Annotated in this window: 29 protein-coding genes; 12 read left to right on the top strand and 17 right to left on the bottom strand. The window is 65.6% G+C overall.

The annotated features are described in order from the left end of the window. Positions 1-3: 3 nt before the first annotated feature. On the bottom strand, positions 4-312 hold the full coding sequence (locus EJV47_RS29150) for a Sec-independent protein translocase subunit TatA/TatB (protein WP_126694253.1): 309 nt from the start codon (positions 310-312) through the stop codon (positions 4-6). 532 nt (positions 313-844) lie between these two features. Between EJV47_RS29150 and EJV47_RS16380 the strand changes: the two genes are divergently transcribed. From EJV47_RS16380 to EJV47_RS16370, 3 genes are all read left to right on the top strand, one after another. Next, positions 845-1,564, top strand: coding sequence for a dioxygenase family protein (locus EJV47_RS16380; RefSeq protein ID WP_126694252.1), 720 nt, complete (start codon positions 845-847; stop codon positions 1,562-1,564). Positions 1,565-1,641: 77 nt separating this feature from the next. Next, the gene (locus tag EJV47_RS16375) at positions 1,642-2,142 is read left to right on the top strand and encodes a hypothetical protein (RefSeq protein WP_126694251.1); all 501 of its coding nucleotides are present in this window, start codon (positions 1,642-1,644) and stop codon (positions 2,140-2,142) included. A gap of 2 nt (positions 2,143-2,144) precedes the next feature. Continuing rightward, positions 2,145-2,843, top strand: a complete 699-nt coding sequence (locus EJV47_RS16370) for a pirin family protein (RefSeq protein WP_126694250.1) — start codon at positions 2,145-2,147, stop codon at positions 2,841-2,843. Positions 2,844-2,925: 82 nt separating this feature from the next. On the opposite strand, the gene EJV47_RS16365 is transcribed toward EJV47_RS16370, so the two are convergent. Next, positions 2,926-3,273: a carboxypeptidase-like regulatory domain-containing protein gene (locus tag EJV47_RS16365; RefSeq protein WP_165903790.1), complete on the bottom strand. Its 348-nt coding sequence runs from the start codon at positions 3,271-3,273 to the stop codon at positions 2,926-2,928. A 198-nt stretch (positions 3,274-3,471) separates the two neighbouring features. Here EJV47_RS16365 and EJV47_RS16360 point away from each other — a divergent pair, with 198 nt between their 5' ends. From EJV47_RS16360 to EJV47_RS16350, 3 genes are all read left to right on the top strand, one after another. Beyond that, positions 3,472-5,133: an MFS transporter gene (locus EJV47_RS16360; RefSeq protein WP_126694248.1), complete on the top strand. Its 1,662-nt coding sequence runs from the start codon at positions 3,472-3,474 to the stop codon at positions 5,131-5,133. A gap of 160 nt (positions 5,134-5,293) precedes the next feature. Further along, on the top strand, positions 5,294-5,710 hold the full coding sequence (locus EJV47_RS16355) for a hypothetical protein (protein ID WP_126694247.1): 417 nt from the start codon (positions 5,294-5,296) through the stop codon (positions 5,708-5,710). A gap of 49 nt (positions 5,711-5,759) precedes the next feature. Continuing rightward, positions 5,760-6,350, top strand: a complete 591-nt coding sequence (locus EJV47_RS16350; protein WP_126694246.1) for a murein L,D-transpeptidase catalytic domain-containing protein — start codon at positions 5,760-5,762, stop codon at positions 6,348-6,350. Between the two features lie 59 nt (positions 6,351-6,409). On the opposite strand, the gene EJV47_RS16345 is transcribed toward EJV47_RS16350, so the two are convergent. Further along, complete coding sequence (locus tag EJV47_RS16345; RefSeq protein WP_126694245.1) at positions 6,410-6,985, bottom strand: DUF4269 domain-containing protein; 576 nt, start codon at positions 6,983-6,985, stop codon at positions 6,410-6,412. A gap of 225 nt (positions 6,986-7,210) precedes the next feature. Between EJV47_RS16345 and EJV47_RS16340 the strand changes: the two genes are divergently transcribed. Beyond that, positions 7,211-7,468 (top strand): hypothetical protein, encoded by a 258-nt coding sequence (locus EJV47_RS16340; protein WP_126694244.1) that lies wholly within the window; start codon positions 7,211-7,213, stop codon positions 7,466-7,468. A 77-nt stretch (positions 7,469-7,545) separates the two neighbouring features. On the opposite strand, the gene EJV47_RS16335 is transcribed toward EJV47_RS16340, so the two are convergent. Next, the gene (locus EJV47_RS16335; protein ID WP_126694243.1) at positions 7,546-7,944 is read right to left on the bottom strand and encodes a hypothetical protein; all 399 of its coding nucleotides are present in this window, start codon (positions 7,942-7,944) and stop codon (positions 7,546-7,548) included. Positions 7,945-8,516: 572 nt separating this feature from the next. Here EJV47_RS16335 and EJV47_RS16330 point away from each other — a divergent pair. Beyond that, positions 8,517-8,912 carry a hypothetical protein gene (locus EJV47_RS16330; protein ID WP_126694242.1) on the top strand — a complete coding sequence of 132 codons (396 nt, stop codon included), beginning with the start codon at positions 8,517-8,519 and terminating at the stop codon, positions 8,910-8,912. An 85-nt stretch (positions 8,913-8,997) separates the two neighbouring features. Here EJV47_RS16330 and EJV47_RS16325 read toward each other — a convergent pair whose 3' ends face one another. Further along, complete coding sequence (locus tag EJV47_RS16325) at positions 8,998-9,420, bottom strand: hypothetical protein (protein WP_126694241.1); 423 nt, start codon at positions 9,418-9,420, stop codon at positions 8,998-9,000. A gap of 406 nt (positions 9,421-9,826) precedes the next feature. On the opposite strand from EJV47_RS16325, the gene EJV47_RS16320 reads away from it, so the two are divergent. Next, a complete protein-coding gene (locus EJV47_RS16320) occupies positions 9,827-11,779 on the top strand; it encodes a tail fiber domain-containing protein (RefSeq protein WP_126694240.1) in 1,953 nt (650 codons plus the stop codon). A gap of 243 nt (positions 11,780-12,022) precedes the next feature. Beyond that, complete coding sequence (locus tag EJV47_RS16315; protein ID WP_126694239.1) at positions 12,023-12,355, top strand: hypothetical protein; 333 nt, start codon at positions 12,023-12,025, stop codon at positions 12,353-12,355. A 125-nt stretch (positions 12,356-12,480) separates the two neighbouring features. On the opposite strand, the gene EJV47_RS16310 is transcribed toward EJV47_RS16315, so the two are convergent. Next, positions 12,481-12,861, bottom strand: coding sequence for a hypothetical protein (locus EJV47_RS16310; RefSeq protein ID WP_126694238.1), 381 nt, complete (start codon positions 12,859-12,861; stop codon positions 12,481-12,483). A 246-nt stretch (positions 12,862-13,107) separates the two neighbouring features. On the opposite strand from EJV47_RS16310, the gene EJV47_RS16305 reads away from it, so the two are divergent. Next, complete coding sequence (locus EJV47_RS16305) at positions 13,108-14,217, top strand: catalase family protein (protein ID WP_126694237.1); 1,110 nt, start codon at positions 13,108-13,110, stop codon at positions 14,215-14,217. Between the two features lie 26 nt (positions 14,218-14,243). Then, a complete protein-coding gene (locus EJV47_RS16300) occupies positions 14,244-14,714 on the top strand; it encodes a hypothetical protein (RefSeq protein WP_126694236.1) in 471 nt (156 codons plus the stop codon). A gap of 116 nt (positions 14,715-14,830) precedes the next feature. Here EJV47_RS16300 and EJV47_RS16295 read toward each other — a convergent pair whose 3' ends face one another. The 11 genes from EJV47_RS16295 to EJV47_RS16245 form a co-directional block, all read right to left on the bottom strand. Then, positions 14,831-15,172, bottom strand: a complete 342-nt coding sequence (locus EJV47_RS16295; protein ID WP_126694235.1) for a hypothetical protein — start codon at positions 15,170-15,172, stop codon at positions 14,831-14,833. Between the two features lie 52 nt (positions 15,173-15,224). Beyond that, positions 15,225-16,154, bottom strand: a complete 930-nt coding sequence (locus EJV47_RS16290; protein WP_126694234.1) for a DUF389 domain-containing protein — start codon at positions 16,152-16,154, stop codon at positions 15,225-15,227. A 240-nt stretch (positions 16,155-16,394) separates the two neighbouring features. Then, the gene (locus EJV47_RS16285; RefSeq protein ID WP_126694233.1) at positions 16,395-17,090 is read right to left on the bottom strand and encodes a DUF6882 domain-containing protein; all 696 of its coding nucleotides are present in this window, start codon (positions 17,088-17,090) and stop codon (positions 16,395-16,397) included. A gap of 438 nt (positions 17,091-17,528) precedes the next feature. Next, positions 17,529-17,891 (bottom strand): hypothetical protein, encoded by a 363-nt coding sequence (locus EJV47_RS16280; RefSeq protein ID WP_126694232.1) that lies wholly within the window; start codon positions 17,889-17,891, stop codon positions 17,529-17,531. Between the two features lie 101 nt (positions 17,892-17,992). Then, on the bottom strand, positions 17,993-18,325 hold the full coding sequence (locus EJV47_RS16275; RefSeq protein ID WP_126694231.1) for a hypothetical protein: 333 nt from the start codon (positions 18,323-18,325) through the stop codon (positions 17,993-17,995). Between the two features lie 147 nt (positions 18,326-18,472). Continuing rightward, complete coding sequence (locus EJV47_RS16270) at positions 18,473-18,841, bottom strand: DUF5615 family PIN-like protein (RefSeq protein ID WP_126694230.1); 369 nt, start codon at positions 18,839-18,841, stop codon at positions 18,473-18,475. Positions 18,842-18,844: 3 nt separating this feature from the next. Next, entirely contained in the window at positions 18,845-19,078 is a 234-nt protein-coding gene (locus tag EJV47_RS16265; RefSeq protein WP_126694229.1) for a DUF433 domain-containing protein, read from the bottom strand. 138 nt (positions 19,079-19,216) lie between these two features. Beyond that, complete coding sequence (locus EJV47_RS16260) at positions 19,217-19,702, bottom strand: hypothetical protein (RefSeq protein WP_165903789.1); 486 nt, start codon at positions 19,700-19,702, stop codon at positions 19,217-19,219. A 396-nt stretch (positions 19,703-20,098) separates the two neighbouring features. After that, positions 20,099-20,542, bottom strand: a complete 444-nt coding sequence (locus EJV47_RS16255) for a nuclear transport factor 2 family protein (RefSeq protein WP_126694227.1) — start codon at positions 20,540-20,542, stop codon at positions 20,099-20,101. Between the two features lie 96 nt (positions 20,543-20,638). After that, a complete protein-coding gene (locus tag EJV47_RS16250; RefSeq protein WP_126694226.1) occupies positions 20,639-21,487 on the bottom strand; it encodes an AraC family transcriptional regulator in 849 nt (282 codons plus the stop codon). Positions 21,488-21,610: 123 nt separating this feature from the next. Then, a complete protein-coding gene (locus EJV47_RS16245) occupies positions 21,611-22,309 on the bottom strand; it encodes a hypothetical protein (RefSeq protein ID WP_126694225.1) in 699 nt (232 codons plus the stop codon). Between the last annotated feature and the right edge of the window lie 312 nt (positions 22,310-22,621).

The raw sequence follows: 22,621 nt of genomic DNA, 5'->3' as shown, positions 1-22,621 counted from the left end.
GGCTTAGGCGGCGGGCCCGGCCGGGCGGGCTGCCTCGGGGCCCCCAAACGGGAGCTGCACCAGCGGGGCCGGAGCCGACGCAGGGGCGTAGGCCGCCGGGTGGCTGCCAGGGGCGGCCGAAGCGGGCAGGCCGGCGTTTTCGATTTCGCTGCGAATCTCGCGGGAGGCATCCTTGAACTCGCGGATGCCCGTGCCCAGGCCGCGGGCCAGCTCCGGAATGCGCTTGGCCCCGAAGAACACGAGAATGACGACCAGGATGAGCATAATCTCGCCACCACCAAGGTCGCCGAGGAAAAGCAGGCAGGGTTTCATGGATTGTCGAACTGAAGGTGAAACAACAAAGTCGCCCCTCGTAACGGTCAACGGCTGGGGCTTGGCAGCAGCAAAGGTGCGGCGGCCGGCAGCGGAAACGGGTCCTTAATCGACCAGCGCCCGGCATGTGCCGACGGGCCCCCTCGCTGCCGGGACCATAAGCCCCCCCGGGCCCGCCTTCTTCGTTCTATTCGCCGGAATAATACCAATACAACCCAACCTGACTTCACCGGCGCCGGCACCTCAGAACGGGCCAGAGGGCAGACTGTGGCGCCTGTTCGGGGTAGCCGCCCCGCGGCTACTGCTGCCTGCCAGGGGTACGTCCGCCGCCGCCTTGGGCCAAATCAGGCTGATTTTACCGACTAACCGGCTGCGCGGCCGGAACTAACACCGCGAACCGGCCGGGCGCGGCAGAAGCCGGACATCCGTCGAGCGGGAGGGGCCGAACGTCGATTGTGGACTGCCAAGCAGAACGAATAAGTCCAACTTCGGCTTAGCAAATCAGTCACTCACCCTATTACTCCCCACGACCATGGAAAGAAAGCACTTCCTGAAAAGCTTACTGGTAGGCGCGGTATCGGCGCCGGCACTGCTCACGGCCTGCGGCAAGGAGTCGGAAGAGGTGACGCCCTCCACCGGCAGCACGGGCACCGGCACCACGGGCTCGGGCAGCTGCGCAGTGGCGCCCACCGAAACCGAAGGCCCCTTCCCCACGAAAGCCCCGGCCTCGTACGTGCGCTCCGACATCACCGACGGCCGCACCGGCTACCCGCTGACGGTGAAAATCAACGTCACCAACACCAACAACAGCTGCGCGGCCCTGGCCGGCGCGCTGGTGGATATCTGGCACTGCGACCGGGACGGCAACTACTCCGAGTACGGCGGCACCGGCATGCAGTCGACCAACTACCAGGCGTTGCACTTCCTGCGCGGACGGCAAACCACCAACAGCAACGGGCAGGTCACCTTCACCAGCATTTTCCCGGGCTGGTACTCGGGCCGCGCCACCCACATCCACGTGCACATCTACTCGGCCAGTGGGCAGTCGTTGAAAGTCACCCAGATTGCCTTCCCCGAGGGCACCGGCTCGGCCGTGGCCGCCGTCAATGGCTACAGCAAGGGCATGACGGGCTACACCTCCAACAGCTCCGACAACGTGTTCAGCGACGGGGTGAGCCTGGAGCTGGCCACCGTGACCGGCAACACCACCAGCGGCTTCGAGCTGTCCATCACGTTCGGCGTACCGGCGTAAGCGGTGACTGAGTGATTGAGTGAATGAGTGAAGCTCGTTCTGACAATCACTCAGTCACTCAATCACTCAGTCACCTCATGTCTCGCCTTATCACGCTCTGCTACCGCAAGGTTATCGACGCCGGCTCCGCGCATCCGTGGGACAAGCTGGTGTTTGAGGATACCTACCAGGAGTTTCGGATGCAAGCCCAGTATTTCAACCAGGAAAAGAAGTACCGCACCTTCGGGCAGCTCTTGCAGCACGCGCCGGGGGCCGAGCAGCTGCATTTTCTGGTCAGCGCGGCGGTGCGCGGGTATCTGCAGCAGCTCAACGGGCTGGTGCCCGACATCCTCGACAACCTGGGCCGGCACTTCCTGCGCTTCTCCAAGTTTCAGTTTGAAATCATCAACTCCGACGTGCTGGACAAGTCGCGGCACCAGGTGGCGGTGAATTTCTACTCCGAGCCGCTGCGCTGGCACGACACGGTAGGCTCCTACCTGCTCGTGTCGGACGCCCAGGCCAGCGGCCCGGAGCTGCTGACCAATATGTTTCAGCTGCAGCCCTACCTGATTATTCACTCCCTGCAAACAGCCGACTGACCATGAGCACGCTGATTCCGGGCAAGATTTTTCTGGCTGACCAGCGCGGCCTCGTCGAAAGCGCGCAGTTCCGGCGCCACTGCACCCTGAGCTTCGGGGCCTACCAGCACCCGGACCGCGGGCCAGTGGGCCGCCTGCTGGCCCTGAACGAGGAGCTGCTGGCCGGCGGCCAGCAGGTGACTTTGACGGCCGAATCGGCGGGGTACGTGCTGCTGCTGCCCATTACCGGCGCCGTGCAGGCCCGCCTGGGCAGCGGCGTGCCCACCACCACCGACGTGGGCGAAGTGCGCGTACTGCCGGTGGCCGCCGGGCAGCCGCTGAGCTTTCGGAATCCGTACGCCGGGGACGTTATCAGCTTTCTGCACCTGTGGCTGCGCGCCGACGCCGACGCGCCGGCCGCGCCGACGCCACTTTTCAGCTTCGAGCCCGCGGCCCTGGCCAACCAACTGGCTCCGCTCGTGCCGCTAAGCGCCGGCTGGCCCTTGGGCCTGAGCCTCGGCCGCTTTGCCGGCCGCCACGAGGCCGTGTACCGGCCGCAGCCGGGGGCGCAGGTGGTGGCCTTCGTGCTGGCCGGGGCTTTCGAGGCCGAGGGCCGGCTGCTGCACGAAAAAGACGGGCTGGCCCTGTGGGACGCGGCCGAAATCGAAGTAGAAGCCCTCAGCAACGACGCGCTGCTGCTGCTGCTGGAGCTGCCGGCTTAAGGCGGCCGGCTATTTGCAACAGAATGCCGGGCGGCGCGTTAACTACCTGGTGACCAAAGGCTACGCCTCTCCCTCGCAGCCGTTAGTTGCGGCGCGGGCGGCTGCGTACCGGCGGCCGCGTGGATACCAGGCGCACCTGCAGGGGCTGGCGGGTGGTATCCGTCACGGCCACGTCGGTGATGACGAAGCCGCTGAGGTCGAAGCGCAGGGTGTGCGGGCCGGCGGGCAGGTTTTCGAGCAGAAACAGGCCGTCGGAGTTGGTGCTGGTGCCCAGGGTGCTGCCCTGCACCAGCACGCTCACGCCGGCCAGGGGCTGCCGGGCGCTGTTGACCACCCGGCCGCTGAGCACCGGGCGCGGGGCCGTCTGGGCCCGCGCGGGCGCAGTCGTGAGCAAAGTCAGCAGCAAGGCGGGCAGGGCAAGCAGACGCATGGGCAAGCAGGCCGCTGGGGCAACCCGGAGGCCAAAACTAGCGGCCGGGTCCATCGGGGCCTAATTATGAAATCATTGCCTGCCCGGCCAAACCGCGGGCGGGGCCTGCGGGTTAGCTCCTCAGCAACCCCGCCCGGCGGGTAGCTCGTAGGCAGCACGGCGCGCCCTACTGCCTGCGGCGCCCGCGGCCTGCCCTCTATGAGTACCACCTCCGCTGCCTCCGTGCCGGCCGATGCCCCGGTTAAGCTCTGGACGCCCCTCACCTACTCCTTGTTTCGCACCATCTGGCTGGCCTCGGTGGTATCGAACGTGGGCACCTGGATGCAAAACGTGGCCGGCGTGTGGCTGGTCACCACGCTCACCACCTCGGCCCTGCTGGTGGCCCTGATGCAAACGGCTACCTCCCTGCCCGCTTTCCTGCTGAGCATGCCCGCCGGCGCCCTCGGCGACCTGATTGACCGCCGCCGCATGCTGCTCTTCACCCAGGGCTTTATGGGCGTGGTGGCCTTCGCGCTGGGCGGCCTCACGCTCAGCGGGCAGGTATCGGCCCTGGGCGTGCTGGGTTTCACGTTTCTGCTCGGCATCGGGGCGGCGCTGAATGCCCCGGTGTGGCAGACGATTCCGACGGAGCTGGTGCCGCGGCCGGTGCTACCCTTCGCCATTACCCTGAACGGGGTCAGCAACAACATTGCCCGGGCCATCGGGCCGGCCGTGGGCGGGCTCATTATTGCCTACTACTCGCCGGGCTACGTGTTTTTGCTCAACGGCCTCTCCTTCGTGGGCACCTGGGTGGTGGTATACCGCTGGCGGCGCGTAACGGAAACCAGCAGCGGCCCGGCCGAAAACTTTACCGGGGCCCTGCGGGCGGGGCTGCGCTACGTGCGCTACTCCCCGGCCATCTACGCGGTGCTGGTGCGCACCTTCGCCTTCTCGTTCGGGGCCTCGGCCATGTGGGCCCTGCTCTCGGTGGTGGCGGCCCGGCGGCTGGGCCTGAGCTCCGGCTCCTACGGCGTGCTGCTGTCGTGGCTGGGCGCCGGGGCCATTACGGGCGCTTTCCTGATCGGGCGCATCGGGCACCGGCTCAACTTCAACCAGCGCGCCCTGCTGGGCACGCTGGTATTTGTGGGCACCAACGTGAGCCTGGCCCTGGTGCCCTCGGAGTACTGGCTGTTCCCGGTGATGTTCCTCTCCGGGGTGGCCTGGCTGATGGCCATGACCTCGTTCAGCACCTCGGTGCAGCTGCACGTGCCCAAGTGGGTGCAGGCCCGGGTGGTGAGCATGTACATGCTGGTGTTTCAGGCCGGGCTGGCGCTGGGCAGCGTGGTGTGGGGCGAGCTGGCCGACCGGATCGGGCTGGTGCCGGCGCTGCTGGGCGCGGCGGCCTGGGCCGGCCTGAGCATGCTGCTGGCCCTGCCGTTCCCCATGCGCCCCGCCGACAACCTCGACCTGGCCCCGGCCAACAACTGGCAGGCCCCCGAGGCGGCCAGCAGCATCGACCCCGACGACGGGCCGGTGGTGGTGATGGTGGAGTACCAGGTGGCCCTGGCCGACCAGCCCGCCTTCCGTCAGGCCGTGGCCCAGCTTACCCGCCTGCGCCTGCGCGACGGCGCCCTGCGCGCCGGCGTCTTTACCGATGTGCTGCGCCCCGAGGCCCTGACCGAGTTTTTCTACGTGGCCACCTGGGGCGAGCATGTGCGCCAGCACCACCGCTTCACCCGCGACGACCTGGCGGTGCAGGCCCAGGTGCGGCGCTTCCACCGCGGCCCCGAGCCGCCCCGCGTCACGCACTTTCTGGCCTTCCCGCAGACGCCTAACGTGGAAGTCCCCACCACGCCCGAAAACCTGCAAGGCCAGCAGTAAGCCGCTTTCTGCCAGGATACCCGCTACCGCGACGACCGGGCTACCCAGTGCCCAAACGCCCTGTTTGCCAGCCCCGCCCGGTGCCTACAGCCCGGGGCCGCGGCTCCGCCCAGGTTACCGATGCGCGCAAGCCGCCGCGCTGCCTACCTTCGCGCTTCTGATGCCGCCTTCATCTGTCCCCTACTTTGAAAACGCCGCTGCCCGCCTGAGCGAGGACGCCGCGGGCTTTGTGCACCTGTACTGGAAAGCCGCCCCCCGCACCTTCGGCGACACGCAGGTGGTGTTTACGCACCTGGCCGAGGTGCTGCGCCGCCGCGGCTGGGGGCGCGTGCTCATCAATCAGCAGGTGATGCTGCCCTTCAGCGTGGAGGAGCAGCGCTGGATAGCCGAGCAATGGCTGCCCCGGGCCGTGCAGGAAGCCGGGTACCGCTTCGGGGCCGTGGTGGTGGCCCGCGACGTACTCACCCGCCTGGCCACGGCCTACGTGACGACCCACGTGCAGGGCCTGCCGCTGGTGTACCGCTCCTTCGAAACCGAGGCCGAGGCCGAAGCTTGGCTGGGGGCGCAGGCGGGGTAGGATTCCTGCCCGTCGCCGCGCATCTTGCGGGCTCTTACGCTTTGATTGTATGCGTTTTCCGATTCGGCCCCGGCAGGGGCTGTCCGCCCTCGGCCTGCTGGCCCTGGCCGGCTGCTATACCGATTACACCAGTCCCGTGGGGGCGCCCGAGCCGCCGCCCGTGGGGCGCTACGTAGACCAGCTCAAGCCCTACGCCAAGGGCCCGTACAACCGCCGCACTGCCTTTTACCTCGATCTGACGCGCCCCTCGGGTCAGCCCCGCTTTTTCGTGCTCGATCTGAAGCGCCGGCGCATTCTGGACCAGGGCCTGTGCTGCAGCGGCCGCACCGACGAACAGGGCCGCGTCATCTACTCCAACGTGGTCGACTCGCACTGCAGCTCGCGGGGGCTGGTCAAGGTCAGCTACGCCTACACCGGCACTTTCGGGCGGGCCTACAAGCTGGTGGGGCTGCAGCCCAGCAACAGCCGCATCTTCGAGCGCAACATTGTGCTGCACGGCCACGGCTGCGTGCCCGCCGAGCCCCAACTCGGGCCCATCTGCCGCAGCCAGGGCTGCCCCACCGTCAACCCGGCCTTCCTGAAAGTGCTTGGCCGCTACATTGCCCGCAGCCCCCAGCCGCTGCTGCTCTATATAAAGTAGCATACCCGCGGCTGCCCGCGCCAGGCCCGGCCGCCACCGGAGTACGCGCGGCCGGAGCCCTACAGCCGGGCGGCGGCCATGCGGGCCCGCAGCTGCTCGTCGGGCCAGGTTTCCAGCTCCAGCAGGGCTTCGTACGCGTCGCCGCCGAGCTGCAGCAGCTGCGCGAAGGCGGGCTCGGTTTTCAGGCCTTGCTGCTTGAGCTGCTGCACGGCCCGGCGCCACGCCTCGCCGCCGAGCTGGAGCACGCGGTGCTCCACGGCCAGGTGCCGCACCGCGTACTGCCGGGCCGCCGGCTGGGCTTGCCCGAAGATTTCCCAGTCGAAGCCGGCGGCTCGAAAGCTGCACAGCACCGAGGCCTGCCCGCGCACCGCCAGCTGCTGCCACCGGAAGCCAGGATACTGCCCGCAGTGCGCCAGCAGCAGCGCCCGAAACCGCGCCTGCTGCGCCGGCCCCACCTCACAAATTACGTCCAGGTCACTACCGGCCACGTCGACGGCCAGCGGAATGGTACCGGCCAGCACCGGGCCGAAGTCGCGCAGCAGGGGCAGCAACTGCAGCTGTTGCAGGGCGGCGTAGGCTTGCTGCTGCCGCGCCGTACCCGCGCGCAGGGAGTCGATATCGGGCCAGGGATGCATGCGGCGGGGAAAGAACAAATAGACTCGGTGAATGAGTGGGCCCGCGGCCGGGCTCAAGGGCCAAAACTAAGATGCTGGCGGCCAACCGCTCCGCCGTTGCACTTCTTAGATGGGTTTCTCGCGGCGGAGCGCTTACTTTGTACCGAGTATGCTAGCGTTATGGGATTATTCCCATGACAAAACACACTCCAAGCACGCTCACAGCCGAGTTTTTTACTTTTTTCTATGCTCAGAGTTTTCCTCCTTTGGCTTGGCATCTGCCTGGCCGTACTCGACGGTGAAGCGGCCACGCTCGCGGCAGAAGCCGAAGCCACCGCCCCCGCCACCACGCTGACCGTCGCGCAGAAAGTGCCGCGCCCGCGCTACAAGCGCTACGGCCGCCGCCGCCGCCTGCGCCGGGCCCGCCGCAAAGCCCGCCTGGAGCGCAAGAAGGCGCCGCGCCGCAAGGGCGTCATCACCGTGGACCCGCCCGTGCGCAACTAACGGCCGGCGTCGTCCAAATGAAAGCCCGGCCTCCGTCAGCTGACGGGGGCCGGGCTTTTCATTGGGGGCAGACGACCCTAGCGGACTTCCGGCGTGGCCAGGCTCACCATGGTGTTGCGCTGCACGGTGGTGCGCAGGTTGATGGGGTAGCGGTGGGTCGTGTTGTTGAGCTCCACTACCAGCGCGTAGTCCCCGTCGGGCAACTGCTTTACGTTGAGTTTCTCGCCGAACGAAGGCTTGCGGCTGCTTTCCTCGTGCAGCACGGCCCCGTCGCTGATGCGCACTACTTGCAGGCGGGCGCGGCGCTGGGCGGGGTTGCTCACCCGCACGAGGTAAGTGAAATCGGCTACTTTATCGACGCAGACCGGCTGGCCATTTTCGGCGGGGGTAGCGGCCTGAGCCGGAGCAGTGAAGCCGAGGGCGGCGAAGGCGGCCAGCAGGACGAAACGGGGGGCTTGTTGACGAAGGGTTTTCATAGCGTGGGCAGAAAAAGAGTGGGTGATGAAAGCGTACCGACCGGCCGGATTAGCTGAGCGGCGCTTCTGACCACTAGGCGCAAATCCGGCTTCAACCGTTGCCTGAGCCCCCCTCACATAATTATGTGACGTCTTCGCAAAAGCATACCAAAACCTCATTTCCGGGCTTTCCGAGCGGTTTTTAATAATTGCTCGGCGCTAATATTTTTTTCGTTTCGGCGGCAACTGCCGGTTTGGGCAGGCAACTACCAGTGGCCGGGCCGCGGGCCGGGGTGGCAACGCCCTTCGGGTGGCGGTTTTGGCCGGGTCTACAGTCCGCAAATGGACAATCGTCCGCTTGCGGACAGGTTTTCAGCAACGCCCATCGGCCGCCAAGCACGCAATTGATTGCAAGTCAAACGACTACGATTCCGGCACGCGGCTTGGCGGTAGCTTGAGGCCTCCCAGACGCCCCTGCCCGAAACCGTACACCCCGGCCGCCAGCGGCCCTGAGCTGCCAGGCAACCCTTGGCCCGGGCGGTGGCGTCTGGGAGGCAGTTGCCTTTCCGTCTACCTTTTTTCCCAACACTGCTATGAAACGCTTGCTTGCCCCCGCTTCTCTCTTGGCTGCCCTGGCCGCCCCGCTGACTGCCACTGCCGCCCCCGCCGAACCGCCAGCATCGGTGCAGGCCCTCGACCACGAGAACATCCGCGTCCGCATCGACAACCCCGCCCGGCTTAGCGGCCGGGTGCAGGTGGTGCGGCTGTCCAACGGTCAGCCCCTGTTCGACGAGGCATTTGCGGCCGAGGCCTACGGCCACCGCTTCAACTTCCGCGACTTGCCGGCCGGTCGTTACGCCCTTACCATGACCGTGGGCGCGCAGACCTACCGCTACACTATGGAAGTAGCCGCGGCCGGGCAGCCGGTGGCCATCCGCACCATCAAAGTGCGCCTGCCCAAGACCGCGGCCCTCACGGCGGCCCTGTAAGCCCCGCCTGCCCGAACACACCGCGGCCCGGTAGCGCAATGTGCTACCGGGCCGCGGTGTGTTCGGAGTCTGTTTGGCAGTTGCTTCAGGGCTTGCGTTGCTGGCTGCTCGAGGCCAGCGCCATGGTCGTCACCATCCCCAGCCGGGCGGTACGGTCGTGCGTGGAGTGGATGTCCAGGGTGTAGTTGTACACGTCCTTGCCCACTTTTACCTGAAAGGCATACTCGCCGTCGGGCAGGTTCTGTACGTTCAGGCGGTTGCCGAACGTGTGGCCTTTGCTGTAGCGCTGGAAGAAAGTCTGATTGGTTTTCGGGTTGGTGAGTTGAATGTAGCTCCAGACGCGCGAGGGGTTGCTGACCCGCACCAAGTAGGAAAACGGGCCTACCTGGTCGACGCACACGGGCTGAGGGCGGGCGGCCGATTGGGCGGCGGCCGGCTGGCTGGCACCCAGGCCGAGCCCGGCGGCCAGCAGCAGGAGGCGGGAAGCGGAAATGATGAGCGTTTTCATAGCGTTGGGCAAAAAGGGTTGGAAGTGGTTGGAAAGTGGAAGCCCGACTGGCATCCACGAAAACATTCGTATAGTCGTAAGTCCTTCTTCACCCGTTGCTTGCCCGGCATTGCATATTTGCCAGCCCGTAGCATTCCGGCGAAAAAAAACCGGATGACGGCGTGCGTTCCGTACCTGGCTGCGGCGCCCATGCCAGGAGCCGGGGCAGCCGGTGCCCGCAACCGACCCGGCGGCGGCTCCGGCGGCTTGCCGAGCCGGACGCCTAGACCCGCCTCGCATCAAATGCGCATAAAAAGGCCCCGCGAAGCCCCGGCGGCTCACCCGATCATGGGATAGAAAAGCCGCGGGGGGCCGGTTCCTTTGTGCCGGGCTCTACCGCCCCCTCCGCTCCACCTTTTCTCACGCTATGAACAACTTCTTTCCCCGATTAACCGCCCTGTTGCTGGGCGGCCTGCTCGGCGCGTCCGTCGGCGCGCAGGCCCAGAACGTGGGCATCGGCACCACCACGCCCGCGGCCAGGCTCGACGTCAACGGCGACTTCAAAGTGGCCACTACTGCCGGCGGCGGCCAGATCAGCCAGGCCACTAAAAGCGCCGCCATGGGCAGCAACCGCGTCGGCCAGTCCTTCACCATGCCCGGCGCGGCCTCCATTACCAGCGTTGCGTTTCAGCCCTACGGCACTGCCCCCACGGGCGGTACGCTGCGCATCTACCCGGGCGACGGCACCAGTGCTACCCCGCTGCACACCCAGAGCGTATCGGTGCCCAACAACCACAACGGCGACTACGTGGTAACGCTGACGACGCCGCTGGCGGTAGCGGCGGGCAGCTACACGTTCCAGTTCGAATTCGGCTCGCAGTGCAACTTCTACGGCACCAGCACCAATTCCTACGCCGGCGGCCGCCTGGTTGCCGACGGGTACCCGTACCCCGCTTACGACCTCACCTTTGCCGTCAGCTACCAGGCCGCTTCGGTGCAGGCCCTGTACGCCAGCAGCACCGGCAACGTGGGCATCGGTACCACGGCGCCCGGCCAGCGGCTGGAAGTGGCCGGCAACGTGCTGCTCAGCGGCGGCGGCAGCGGCCTGATCTTCCCCGACGGCACCAAGCAAACCACCGCCAGCACGGCCGCCGCGGGCCTCACGGCCAGCAGCCCGCTCAGCGGCAGCGGCACCAGCGCCAGTCCGCTCACCGTGGCCACGGCCAGCGGCAGCCAGCCCGGCGTGCTCAGCGCGGCCGACTACACGGCCTTCAGCAATAAGTTTACCCTGCCCAGCCTGAGCAGCGGCGCGGTGCTGTTCAGCAACGGCTCGACGCTGGCCCAGAATACCGGCAAGCTGTTCTGGGACGACGCCAGCGGCCGCCTCGGCGTGGGCACCGCCGCGCCCGGCAACACGCTCACCGTCAACGGCGACTTCCTGGTAGGCAGCACCGCCGGCACGCTGGAGCTGATCAGTCAGCCCTACACCGGTGTGGCCACCAGCGGCACCCGACTGGGGCAGTCGTTCACCATGCCCAGCGCCGGCGCCCTTACCAGCATTGGCTTCCAGCCCTACGCCAACAACGCCCTGACCGGGACGCTGCGCGTGTACCAGGGCAATGGCACCGCTGGCACCCAGCTCTACACCCAGAGCTTTACGCTGCCGGCCAACAACACCGGCGAATTTGCCGTGGCGCTCAGCACGCCGCTGACCGTAGCCGCCGGTACGTACACCTTCCTGTTCGACCTGAGCGGCCAGTGCCCGCTGCAGCTCTCCACCAGCAATCCGTACAGCGGCGGGCAGGAGTGGCGCGACGGATTCTCCAGCTCGAATTACGATATGGCCTTTTCGGTGGCGTACCGGGTGGGGGCCGGCTCGCAGGCCCTGTACGCCAGCAGCAGCGGCAACGTGGGCATCGGCACCACCACGCCCGGCTTCAAGCTGGATGTGAACGGGGCCATCCGCTGCGTGGGCGCCGTCAACACGACTTCCGACCAGCGCCTGAAAGAGCAAATCCGGCCGCTGGGCGGGGCGCTGGCGCGGGTGCAGGCCCTGCGCGGGGTGCGCTACACCTTCCGCCACGCCCAGTACCCGGCCCTGAACCTGCCCCAGGGGGAGCAGATTGGCCTGCTGGCGCAGGAAGTAGAAACGGTATTTCCCGAGCTGGTCAGCACCGACGCGCAGGGCTACAAGGCCGTCAACTACGCCCAGCTCGCGCCCGTGCTCATCGAGGCCCTGAAAGAGCAGCAGCGGCAGATTGAGCAGCTGCGCCACCAGAACAGCGCCCTGCAGGCCGACCACGCCGACCTGCTCGTGCTCAAGCAGCAGGTAGCCCGGCTCCAGGCTCAGCAGCCCGCCGTCGGGCCGGCGGGGCAGTAGCCGCCAGCCTCTTGCTCCTCCGTTTTCTTCCGGCGCCCGGTCTGGCAGTTCCTCGCGGGCGCCGGGCCGGGCGTCCGCGCGTTGACGGCAGGCGTGCTTCAGTTGTCAGCCCCAGCTGCTCGACAATAGCACTGGAGGAAGCAAAAATGAATTTAACCAATACACAATTGCATTAAATATATTTTTTATTTATTATTCAGATGCCTACTCATCTTTTCTGTCACCCCTTTTTCGTCACAGCGTATGGTCCGGCTTTTACTTCTGTTCTTTTGCTTCAGCCTGCTGCTGCCCGATGCTGAAGCTGCCTCAGATGCCCTGCTACAGCCGCCCGGGGCCGAAAGTGTCCTCGGCGTGGCGCAGCTGATTCGCCGCCCGCACGGCGGCAACTACAAGCGGCGCCGCACCCTGCGCAAAGCCTCGCGCAAGGCCAAGAAAAACGACAAGCGCATTGCGGCCCGCAACGGCGTGAAGTACGAGAAGAAAAAGAGCCTGAAAGCCCGCAAACGCGAGGAGCGGCGGGCCGCCAAGCACCGCAAGGGCGTCATCACCGTCGACCGGCCGATTCGGAACAACTAAGGCCTAGCCTTACCCATCCGTCCGGCCTGTGCGCCCGTTGCCCCGCCTGCTTTGTTGTGAAGTGGGCGGGGCAACGGGCGCCGCTTGTTGATGAGCCGGGGGTCTGGCGTGCCTGGCCGTACCCGTCAGGGCCGGGGCGTGGCCAGGCTGATGAGCCGGGCACTGCGCGTCTGGGTGGTGTGCAAATCGAGGGCGAAGCGGCGCATATCGGGGCCGCGCTGCACCACCACGGCGTAGCGGCCGTCGGGCAGCTGCTGCACGTTGAGCTTTTCGCCGAACGAGGGGGCGGTGCTGGCTTTTTCGTAGAGCACGGCGCCGTCGGCAGCGCGCACCAGCTGCAGGCGGCTGGGCAGCTGGGCGGGGTTGCTCACGCGCACCAGGTACACGCAGTCGGCCAGCTGATCGAGGCACACCGGCTGCCCGAGGGGCTCCTGGGCCGTGACCGGGCGGCCGGCCCCGATTAGCAGCAGGGCCAGCAGGGCTGAGGTTTGCAGCAGCGTTTTCATAGGCGCAATGGGGGTTGGTTGGCGGGAGAAACAACGGCTTCGGCCCGAGGCTTAAGCCGCGGCAAAGGTGCGCCGCCACTGTGTTGTGCAGGGCACCGGGGCATTATGCTTCCGTGAAGATGCCGGCCCGGCTATCCGCTTGTTCGACAGGCACGTTTCGGCTGCCGCGGCCCCGCTACCAACCAATACCGCGGCCGGGCGTAAGACAAAAGCAAGCCCGTTATCCTTTTGCCGCAAAGGTCTTCTATGCCCCCTTCCGCTACGCCCGCCTACGTCCGCTTTGCCGACGGCGTCGAACAAGAACAACCCAACGAACAGCAGCTCATCGACGAAACCGTGGAGTCGATGGCGCGGGTCAACCGCTTCATGTTCGAAAAGAACCGCCACGCCATCCGCGACGCCCACGCCAAAAGCCACGGCGTGCTGCGCGGCGAGCTGCACATCTACCCCGATTTGCCCGCGCACCTGGCCCAGGGCCTGTTCCGCGAGGCCCGGGTGTACCCGGTAATTCTGCGGCTGTCGTCGGCGCCGGGCGCTATCAACCCCGATACGCACTGGGCCGTGAAGGGCCTGGCCGTCAAAATCATCGGGGTGGAGGGCCGCAAGTTTCTGCCCGAGCAGGCCGACGAAGTCACCCAGGACTTCCTGATGGTCAACGACACGGTCATTCCGACCGGCGACATCAAGAGCTACCACGATTTGCAGCTGCGCCAGGAGAAAATCATGCTGCACACCCCGCCCGTAGTGCAGAACCTGCTCACGGAAGCCGGTACGCTGGCCAACCAGGCCCTGGAGGCCGTGGGCATCAAGAAGGAAGTGCCGCTGATTGCCCCGCCCCACCCGAAGAATAACATCCTCGGCGAAACCTACACCACGCTGGGCGCCCTCCGCTTCGGCGAGTACGTGGCCAAAATCAGCGTAGCCCCGCTGTCGGACAACGTGCGCGCCCTGGCCGGGCAGCAGGTCGACATCAAGGAGCCCGAGGGCTGGAGTCAGCTGGTGCAGGAGTTTTTCCGCGCCCAGGGCGCCGAGTACGAGCTGCGCGCCCAGCTCAGCACCGACTTGCAGACCATGCCCGTGGAGGACGGCTCGGTGGACTGGCCCCAGGACCAAAGCCCTTACCAGCCACTGGGCCGCCTCGTCATTCCGGCCCAGGAGTCGTTCAGCCCCGCCCGCCGGGTGTTTGCCGATGACCAGCTGTCGTTTAACCCCTTCCACTGCCTGCCCGAGCACCAGCCGCTGGGCTCCATCAACCGGGTGCGCATCAAGGCCTACGAACGGTCGACGGCCTACCGCCACCACATGAACGCGCAGCCCCGCGTAGAGCCCCGCGACATCAGCCAACTGCCCGATTAATTCTCCTTCTTATCCGCCTTTCCACCATGTTTTCGTTTGTTTTCTGGGCCGCCCTGGCCCCGCTGCTCGGCACCCCGGCTTCCCCGGCCGCGCCCGAGCTATTTCCTGGTGAGCAGCAGCTGAGCACCTGCGCACTGAATCTGCCCCTGACCTATCTGAAAAAGGACATGCCCGCCGCCCTGAGCGCGGCCAAAGCCCACCAGAACGAAGAGCTGGTGCTGCTGAGCTACAACCCGCAGACGCACCAGGTTAGCATGCAGCGGGTGTACGTGCTGGTGTTTACCCAGCCCAAAACCGGTAAGGAAATCATCTACCAGGAAACGGCCGCCGAGCACCGCCGCCCCAACAGCAGCAGCCGCAAAGCCCTCTTCACCCGCCTGAACCCGCAGACCGACCGGTACTACCGCGCCGAATGCTTCGACCAGACCGTGGCCGCCACGCCCGCCCTGCAGCAACTGCTCACGCCCACCGCCGACGCCAACGAGTTGGGCCGCTGAAACTGCGAGCCGGTCGGGGGTCAAACAAATTCTGTTTGGCCCCCGACCGGCTTTTTCAATTCGTATCGTGACGGCGGGGGAATTAGTTGGCGTTGTATTCGGCTGCCGCGGACGCCCTAGCCCAGCCACTGCACCCGCCGGGCTGCTATGGTGCGGCCGCCAGACAGCCACTGGGATAAGCTGCGCGCCCGCAGCTGCCCCCAAATGCGAAAACGCGCCCGCCCGGGCCGGACGGAACTGGGAAAAGCGTGGGTGCTTTCCAATGGCTGGCCCTCGTACAGAATGGTTATGTCCTGGCCAACCAGCGCCCGTCCCTGGGGTGTGGCGCTGCTTTCTACCTGGTAGTTGTCGGTGCACGGCTCGCAGGCGTAATACATGTAGTTTACCCGCAAGTCCAGCTCGGCTGGGGTGGCCGGAGCGGAGCAATTCAGCAGTAGCAGGAACCAGGATAGCAGCATAGACCCCAAAGAAACACTCCGTCGCCGACAAACTCAACCCCGCCCTTCGGGCCTATACCAGCGGCTGCCGCCGGTGCAGAAAGCGTTGCTTCAGCCACAGGAAGGGCGTGCCCAGAGCCAGGATGAAGCCCCAGTCGGCGCCGAAACGCTCCAGGCCCTCCACCGCCAAATCCCAGTGGCCCACCACCGGCCCGGCCCCGATAAGCGCCGCCGCCGGGATAAACGCCATGGCAATGAGCGGCCCGGCCTGGAAGCTGCGGCGGAACGCGGCCAGCATCACCACGCCCGCCAGCGCCCCGGCCCCGGCCACCACCAGCTCCATCAGCATGGGGTGGGCCAGGTGCTGCACTTCCTTGTTGCCGGCCAGCAGGGCGGCGTTGGCTTCGCCCGTGTACACCATGACGGCCATAGTGGCCGCAGCGGCTCCGACGAGGGCCGCGTAGCCGGCCAGCGCCGAAACGAAGCCCCGCCGCACCAGCGGCCAGCGGCGCAGCACCAGGCCCAGGGCCACGGTGGTCATGGGGTCGAAGCCGGGCGCGATGATGGCCGAGGCCACGAAGGCCACCGCCTGCGGCACCGGCTCGGATACCAGCCCCACGGTGGCAATGATGCCGCCCAAGGCCATTAGCAGCAGGTAATTGACGGTGATGCGCCCCTGGTGCCGCAGCCCGCTTTCCATTTCCTCCCAAATGGCCTCGTCCCGGTCGTCGCGCACGAGGTGGTGGTCTTCGGGGGTGATAAAGCTGGTGGCTTCGGCCGTCACCACGCTCAGCTGCTGGTGGTCGGGCACGGCGGCGCGGGCGCGGCGCAGCACTTCGTCGGCGCCGGTGTTGAGCACGTGCACGGTCAGCACGTCGCCGGCGGGCTTCAGGGAGCCGCCGCGCTGCAGGGTCAGGCCGATAACTTCTTCCAGCTGGCCCAGCTCCTGGCCAAGCGAATCGGTAACGGAAGGCGGAACGGTAATTTCCAGGGTACGGTGCATAGGCCGGGCTTACAAAAGCGTGCCGCCGACAGCTTACATGCGCTGCCGACGGCACCTGATACCCGTCCTTACGTACGCCCGGGCCGGCAAAGTTGCGCCCACGGGCCCGCGGCCTGGCCCGGCCGGGTCGTCAGAAGCCGCCGTGCCAATCCACCCACTCCCGAATCAGCCCGGCGCCAAAGCTACTGCCCGCCCCGCCGTGGCCCAAATCGGCCGCCGGACGGCCCGAAGCGCCGGTTACTATTCAGCGCCGTTGGTGCCGTTCAGGTTGGTCAGCCGGTCGAGGTCGTCGAAGGTGGCGGTGATGCGCGTGCTGCCGCTGCGGGCCGTGACGGTAGCGCCGCCTTCGCTCAGCTCGTAGCCTTTCAGCCGGGCGTAGCTGATAAAGGCGGGGCGGTGGCGCATCTCAAACAGGGAAATGGCCTGCGGAAAGGCGTGCAGCAGCCGCGGAAAGTCGCGTTTGCGCTGCGCGTCGATGAGCGGGCTTTTCACCGTCAGCACCATCACGCCTTGCCCGTAGTCGGCCAGGTAGTAGCCGCTGGCGTCGAACATACCCGAGGCGATGGTGCCGATGAGGTGCAGGTCGCTTTCCTCCGCGTCCACGGCGTCGTGCTTGAGCAGGTCGATTTCCTGCTGCTCCCCGTAGGTTTTGAGCTGCCGGCCCTGCTGCAGCAGGGCCGCCGGAATGCCGGACCGGGTGTTGGCCCAGGCCCACAGCCAGGTGCGCGAGGAGTAGGAGAACGTGCCCATAATCTGCATCGGAAACACCAGCCCGGGCCCGAACGAAATCGTGCCCGCGTCCATGTCGAAGTTCCAGTTGTTTTCCCCGATGACCTCGGCCAGGTCGTTCTGCTTGTCGTAGGCAATGGCGCTGTAACGCTCCAGCAGCTCCTGCACGGATTTGCACGGCGTGGCTTCCAGTTCGGCGGGCGTCATACGGGTGGGTTGGGCTAGGGTGGATAAAGCTCGACGGCTCTGGTAAGACTTACTGGCGGATAGCAGGTAGAGTTGCCAGGCAGGGTAAGCCAAGGCTAAAAGCCAGGGTTAGAAGTTAGGGTTAGTTCCCCTCCTCAGATGATTCCGCGCATCAAGCGGCGTGGGGCTAGGGGTGGTTGAAAACTAGAGTTAGAAATTACTTGTGGAAGTCAGCACGCGAGATGTCTCGACAAGCTCGACATGACGTTCGAGTTTTATCGTTCTGACGGCAGGTCAACCACCCCTAGCCCCACGCCGCTTGATGCGCGGAATCATCTGAGGAGGGGAACTAGCCCTAACCTAACTTCTAGCCCTAGCTTTCCGTGCCGGCAACTCTACCGCCAATCCGCCGGTAAGCCCTTTACCCAAGGCCGGCCCCGGCGGGCAGGGCGGCGGCCGTTATTCCTTGCGGTATTGGAACACCGTCACCACGTTGCAAACCAGATAAACGAGCAGCACGACAACCCCAAGCGCGTCGACCTCAACACTCTCCGCGCCACCGTATGCAACGGCTGTCAGCAGCAGGGCAACGAGGAGGAAAGAAGATATAAGCAGCAAGACAACCGACAAGCCTACCAGCACTTTGGCCCGGTAACGCTGATAAATCCACAGCAGCAGCGTCCCCAGAAAGCCCGGGGCCGCTACCATGACGTTCTGCCCTTCGATGAAAGGACTGTCGGTTTGCGCCACCTGCAGGGTAATACACCCCAGGATTTCGACGGCCATAATCACCGCCAGGATTGATTTACGGGACCAGTTCACGAGCAGCGTAGGCGAAAGAGGATGCGCGCCAGCGGGGCCGGGGGCACCTGTGGGAATGGATGAAACCACCCTATTTCATTGGCAGCTGGCAGATGCGGCGGCTACTGGCTTAGGTTTTTCAGCTCCGGGTAGAGGATTATATAGCCGGTCGGGTCGTCCGCTAAAAAACGGATGTACATACTATCCCCCACCTGCCCGGATTCGCTGTGCACGGCCCCCGTTTCGTCGTAGGTTTCACCCTTGTATACAAACCGAAGCTTCACTTTGTAGTCGCCTCTGGCCTTCCATCTATCGGTAACCAAGGCCTTGACGTAGACGCCTTCGTCTTTGATTTTGCCGCGGTAGTAGTAAGAGCGGCAGGTGAAGACTAGGGCCGCTAAAAAGAAAGCACCGAGAAAGACCTGGGCAATCTTGTCCAGCGTATTACGATTCATGCCAATAGCAGGTGTGGTTGGCTAAGCGTGTAGTCGGGATTGGAACGGCGGCTCGGCGCAATAGGCTAGTGGCGTTGCCCGGTACCCACGCCCTCGACCTACTCTTGGCATAAAAGCCGGCTGCAAAGGCGCCGCCGCTGGGGCGCTTCACTGGTGAATCACCAGCGCTTCGCGTGATAACTCCACATAGCGGTTCCAGAGTAAAGTACGGGTGAGTAGCGGCAAATGCTGCTGGAATAGCTCCAGCAGCTCCGTGGTGCTGATGTTGCCCGTCGATACAAGTAGCAGCTTGTAAGGCCGTCCGTGCAGCAAAAAAGTATTGACGAAGTCGGCATCCTTCGTAATGACGACCCGCCCCTCCTGCATCGACAGCTCATTGATGTGTCCGTCCGGCGTATGGTTGGCGGCTGGCAGGTCCAGCGTATGCACGGCATCAATGCCGGCCTGCTGGGTCAGCCACCGTGCCAGCCGGCGGGGCAGTTGGGCATCTACCAGTACCCGTAGCGTCGGCTCCATCGGTCAGGACGCCAGGCGGTAGGTGGTTTTGGTTTTGAGCAGTTCGGCCGCGTAGGCCTGGCAGGCGCGGAGGTCGGCGGGCTCTAGGTCGGGGTAGTCGTCCAGAATTTCGGCCTCCGTCATGCCCGAGGCCAGCAGCTCCAGCACGTGCTGCACCGGGTAGCGCAGGCCGCGCACCGTCGGCTGGCCGTGGCAGATGTTCGGATCGATGGTGATGCGGGCAAGCAGGTCAGTCATAAGGGAAAGATACGGATTTGTCGGGGCGGCTCTGCGCCAGAACGAACACCGCCGCCCGGATAGCCAGTATCCGGGAGGCGGCAGTATCAAGGGGAGCCATTGCGCATGGGCTGCACTTACGCCAGCCCATGCGCAGCGTTACTTCGTATTGGTGTGCACAATCCGCCGGCTGCTGTCGATGCGGGTCTGCACGAGCTGGCCGGCCGGACTGAGGTGGTAATCGACCGTAAATGACTCCGTCGTCCGGGTAGTGTAGGCGTCGTGACTAGCTTCGTCTACGATTTCATCGACCGCCCTTACGCGCAAACGCTGGCCGCGACGCTGCATCGTGGTTTCGCCCCGCCAGCCACCGTCGCTGCCCCAGGCCGCTACCAGCTTTACCTGCCGCACCCGCTGCACGACTGGGTCCAGGGTGATGTAGTACAGGTCGTGGTGACCGGATTCGTCGACGTGGTACACGGTGAGCAGCGCAAAACCCGCGCAGCGCACGGTATCGAGCGCGTAGACGTGCTCCTCGGGGTAGTAGTGCTCCAGCACGCCCCGCAAGCCCGCGTCCTGCGCATACAGCCGCACCACCTGCACCGAGTCGAGGCGCCGGGTAGCGGGCGGCTGCAGGTGAGCCAAATCGTACACCGGTAGCGCGCAAGCCGCTGCTACGGGCTCCGCCCCCGGTCGGGCCTCCGTCACCGTTGATGACGTGGTAGCAGGCTGGTCGCAGCTTACTACTACAGCGGCGACGATCGGCAGAAACAAGTGGCGCATAAGGCAATGGCGTAGGCCGGCAATATAGAAGTCATACTGACTGAGTGGCGCCGTCGCTAAAAATACCGCCGCCCGGATAGCCGGTATCCGGGCGGCGGGACTGAGGGCGGGGCGGCCGGGGCCTGCCCCCAAACGACTCCTGCTGGAACCCGAAGCCGCGCAGTTCCGCCTCCCAGGTGTCGGGGTAGCTGGCCTTGACGTGGTGAATGAGGCTGCGCAGGCCCTTGCGCCCCTGGGCCGCGCCCAGCCTCGTAGCCGCTATTTCAGCGCCACGATGCTGGCCTGCCGCGCCGTCAGGCGCCAGCTGGCCGGGGTTTTCAGCCAGACGTTGGTGTACTGCCGGGTTTCGACTTTACCGGCAAACTCGGTAGCGCGCTGCGGCGTCACGATTTCCCGGCCCATGGCAATGGCCACGTTGCCCACTATCGTCACGCGCTCCACCACCCGCTGCACGGTCGAATAGTCAATCTGCCCCCGGCGGATAAAGCCCAGAATCTGGGGCCGCGTCACGATCTGGCCGTAGGGGTTGTTGACGACGAAGTCCGGGTGCCAGAGCCGAAACAGCGTCGCGGTGTCGCCGCGCTGCACGGTGCTGATTTCAAGTTCTTCGAGCCGACGGATTTCGGGCTCGTCCTTGCTCTGGGCCCACGCCGGGCCCGCGGCCAGCAGCAGCGCGGCCCCGAGGCCGAATAGCTTGTTCATAGAGCGTGCGGGAAAGTGCGGTGAATGACTGGCGCAAACCTACCCGCCGACCGGCCCCGCGGGGTGGTAAAAAATCCGCAATCTGCCGCCCCGCCCCTACTGATTGCCGGGCCACAGCCCCGGCCGCGCCAGCCGGTCGGGGGCCTGGGCCTGGGCCAGCAGCAGGGCGGGCGGGGTGGCGTGGGCAAACTGCCGGAAGTCCTTGGCCAGGTGCTGGTAGTCGTAGTAGCCGCATTCCAGGGCCACCTGCAGCCAGTCCAGCGCGGGCCGGGCCTGCTTCAGGGCCTGGGCCTGGCCGAAGCGGCTGATGCGCGCATACAGCTTGGGCCCCACCCCCAGCTGCTGCCGAAACCGCCGCTCCAGCTGGCTCACCGACAGGCAGGCGTCGTGGGCCAGCTGGTCGAGGGCGTAGGCGTGCGGCTGGGCCGCCAGCACCCGCAAGGCCCGGTCGAAGGGCCCGAACTCCACGCGCAGGCGCTGAATCCGGCGCCACAGGTAGGCTTCGGCCCGCTCGATAATAGCCGCGTAGGTCGGGGCGTCGAGCAGCTGCTGCTGCACCTGCCGCAGCTCGGCCCCCAGCACCGCCTCCGCGTCGATGCGGGCATTGGTAAATTCGGGCAGGGGCTGGCGCAGAATCTTGCTCAGTACCCCCGGCTGAAACTGCACCGACAGCATCCGAAACCGCGGCGTGATGTGCATGTCGAAGCGGGCCGGCTGCGTGCCGTTCAGCACCGTGGGGGCGTACACCGTGGCGGCGCCCGAGGCCGCCTCCACGGCCCTGACCTGCCCGCGCAGGTAAAACACCAGGCATTGCTCCGTATTCGCGGCCAGGGCCTTGGCGGGCACCACCTCGCCGGGCGCGGCCGCCACATCCAGCAGCAGGTGCTCCCGGATGAAGGGCCGCAGGTGGGCGGCCGGCGCAAGGGTCTGGTAGTAGATGTCCATAACGTGCCGGCTGGCTGCTGGCCGCCTACCGGAATATACAGCAAAACCCACCACCCCTAAACGTGCCGGCCCGGCTGCCCACGCAGGGCAACCGGGCCGGTCAGGTATTCTACGGCGGGCCGCCTAGCCCCCAAACGACTCCTTCTGGAACCCAAAGCCGCGCAATTCCGCCTCCCAGGTATCGGGGTAATTGGCCTTGACGTGGTGAATGATGCTGCGCAGGCCCTTGCGCACCTGGGCCGCGCCCTGGTCCTTCTGGCTCACCTTGCCGCTGCGCTGCCCGGTGGTTTCGGTGGTAGCGGCTACCAGCGGGGCGTACTCGTCGTAGAGCGGCTGCCAGTAGGCCACGCCGTACTTCTTCTTGTCGAACTTGTGCTTGCGCAGGGCCGCCAGCAGCTTGCTGAGGGCTTCTACCCGCTCGGGACGGCTCAGGGGGAGCACGTATTTCTTGCCCACTTTTTCGATACCGAACTCCCCGTAATAGCCCTCGTGGTCGTCGTACTCTTCTTCCAGATAGCCTTTCACGTAGCGCAGCCCACTATCAAACTGCTTGTCCAGGGCTTTGAGGCGCTTGGTTTGCGGACTCCGGGCATTACCGGCCGCATCGGCCTCCTTGTGGCTGGCCACAAAAACGGCCACCTGCGCGGCGAAGTCGTCTTTACTCAACCACAACAGGGGCGGCAGTGGAGAGGCTTGCCACTTGCCAGCCACCGTGGTAGCCAGGATGCCTAGGGGCACCGCCTTGGTGGGAAGTTGCGCCGTGCGCCGCACGGTCTTGGTGGTCGGCGCCGTAGCGTCGGGACCAGTAACAGAAGTTGACATGGATAAAGGTGTTTTGTTGTATTTGTCTTGGAATATAGGCTTGTATAGCGAAAATACTATCAGTTGTAGCTAAAAAAACCAAGTGTCAGTGGCAGCGGCTCAAAACGCATGGTTTGGAAGCAACTTCCCAGTGGATCTGCTCTTAAACACTGGTTTCCGGGCACATTCTTAGTGGTAATGGCACGGTTTGCATGGTTTCCGGGCAATTTCCACTTGGAATGCCGCCAAAACGAATGGTTTTCGAGCGGCTTCCACTAAGCAGGTGCCCGGAAACCATCGGTTTTGAGCTACTTCCACTGGGGTAGCGTTAGG

Source organism: Hymenobacter gummosus (assembly GCF_003970915.1).
Lineage (GTDB): Bacteria > Bacteroidota > Bacteroidia > Cytophagales > Hymenobacteraceae > Solirubrum > Solirubrum gummosum.
This window is presented reverse-complemented; position numbering and strand designations above follow the sequence as displayed.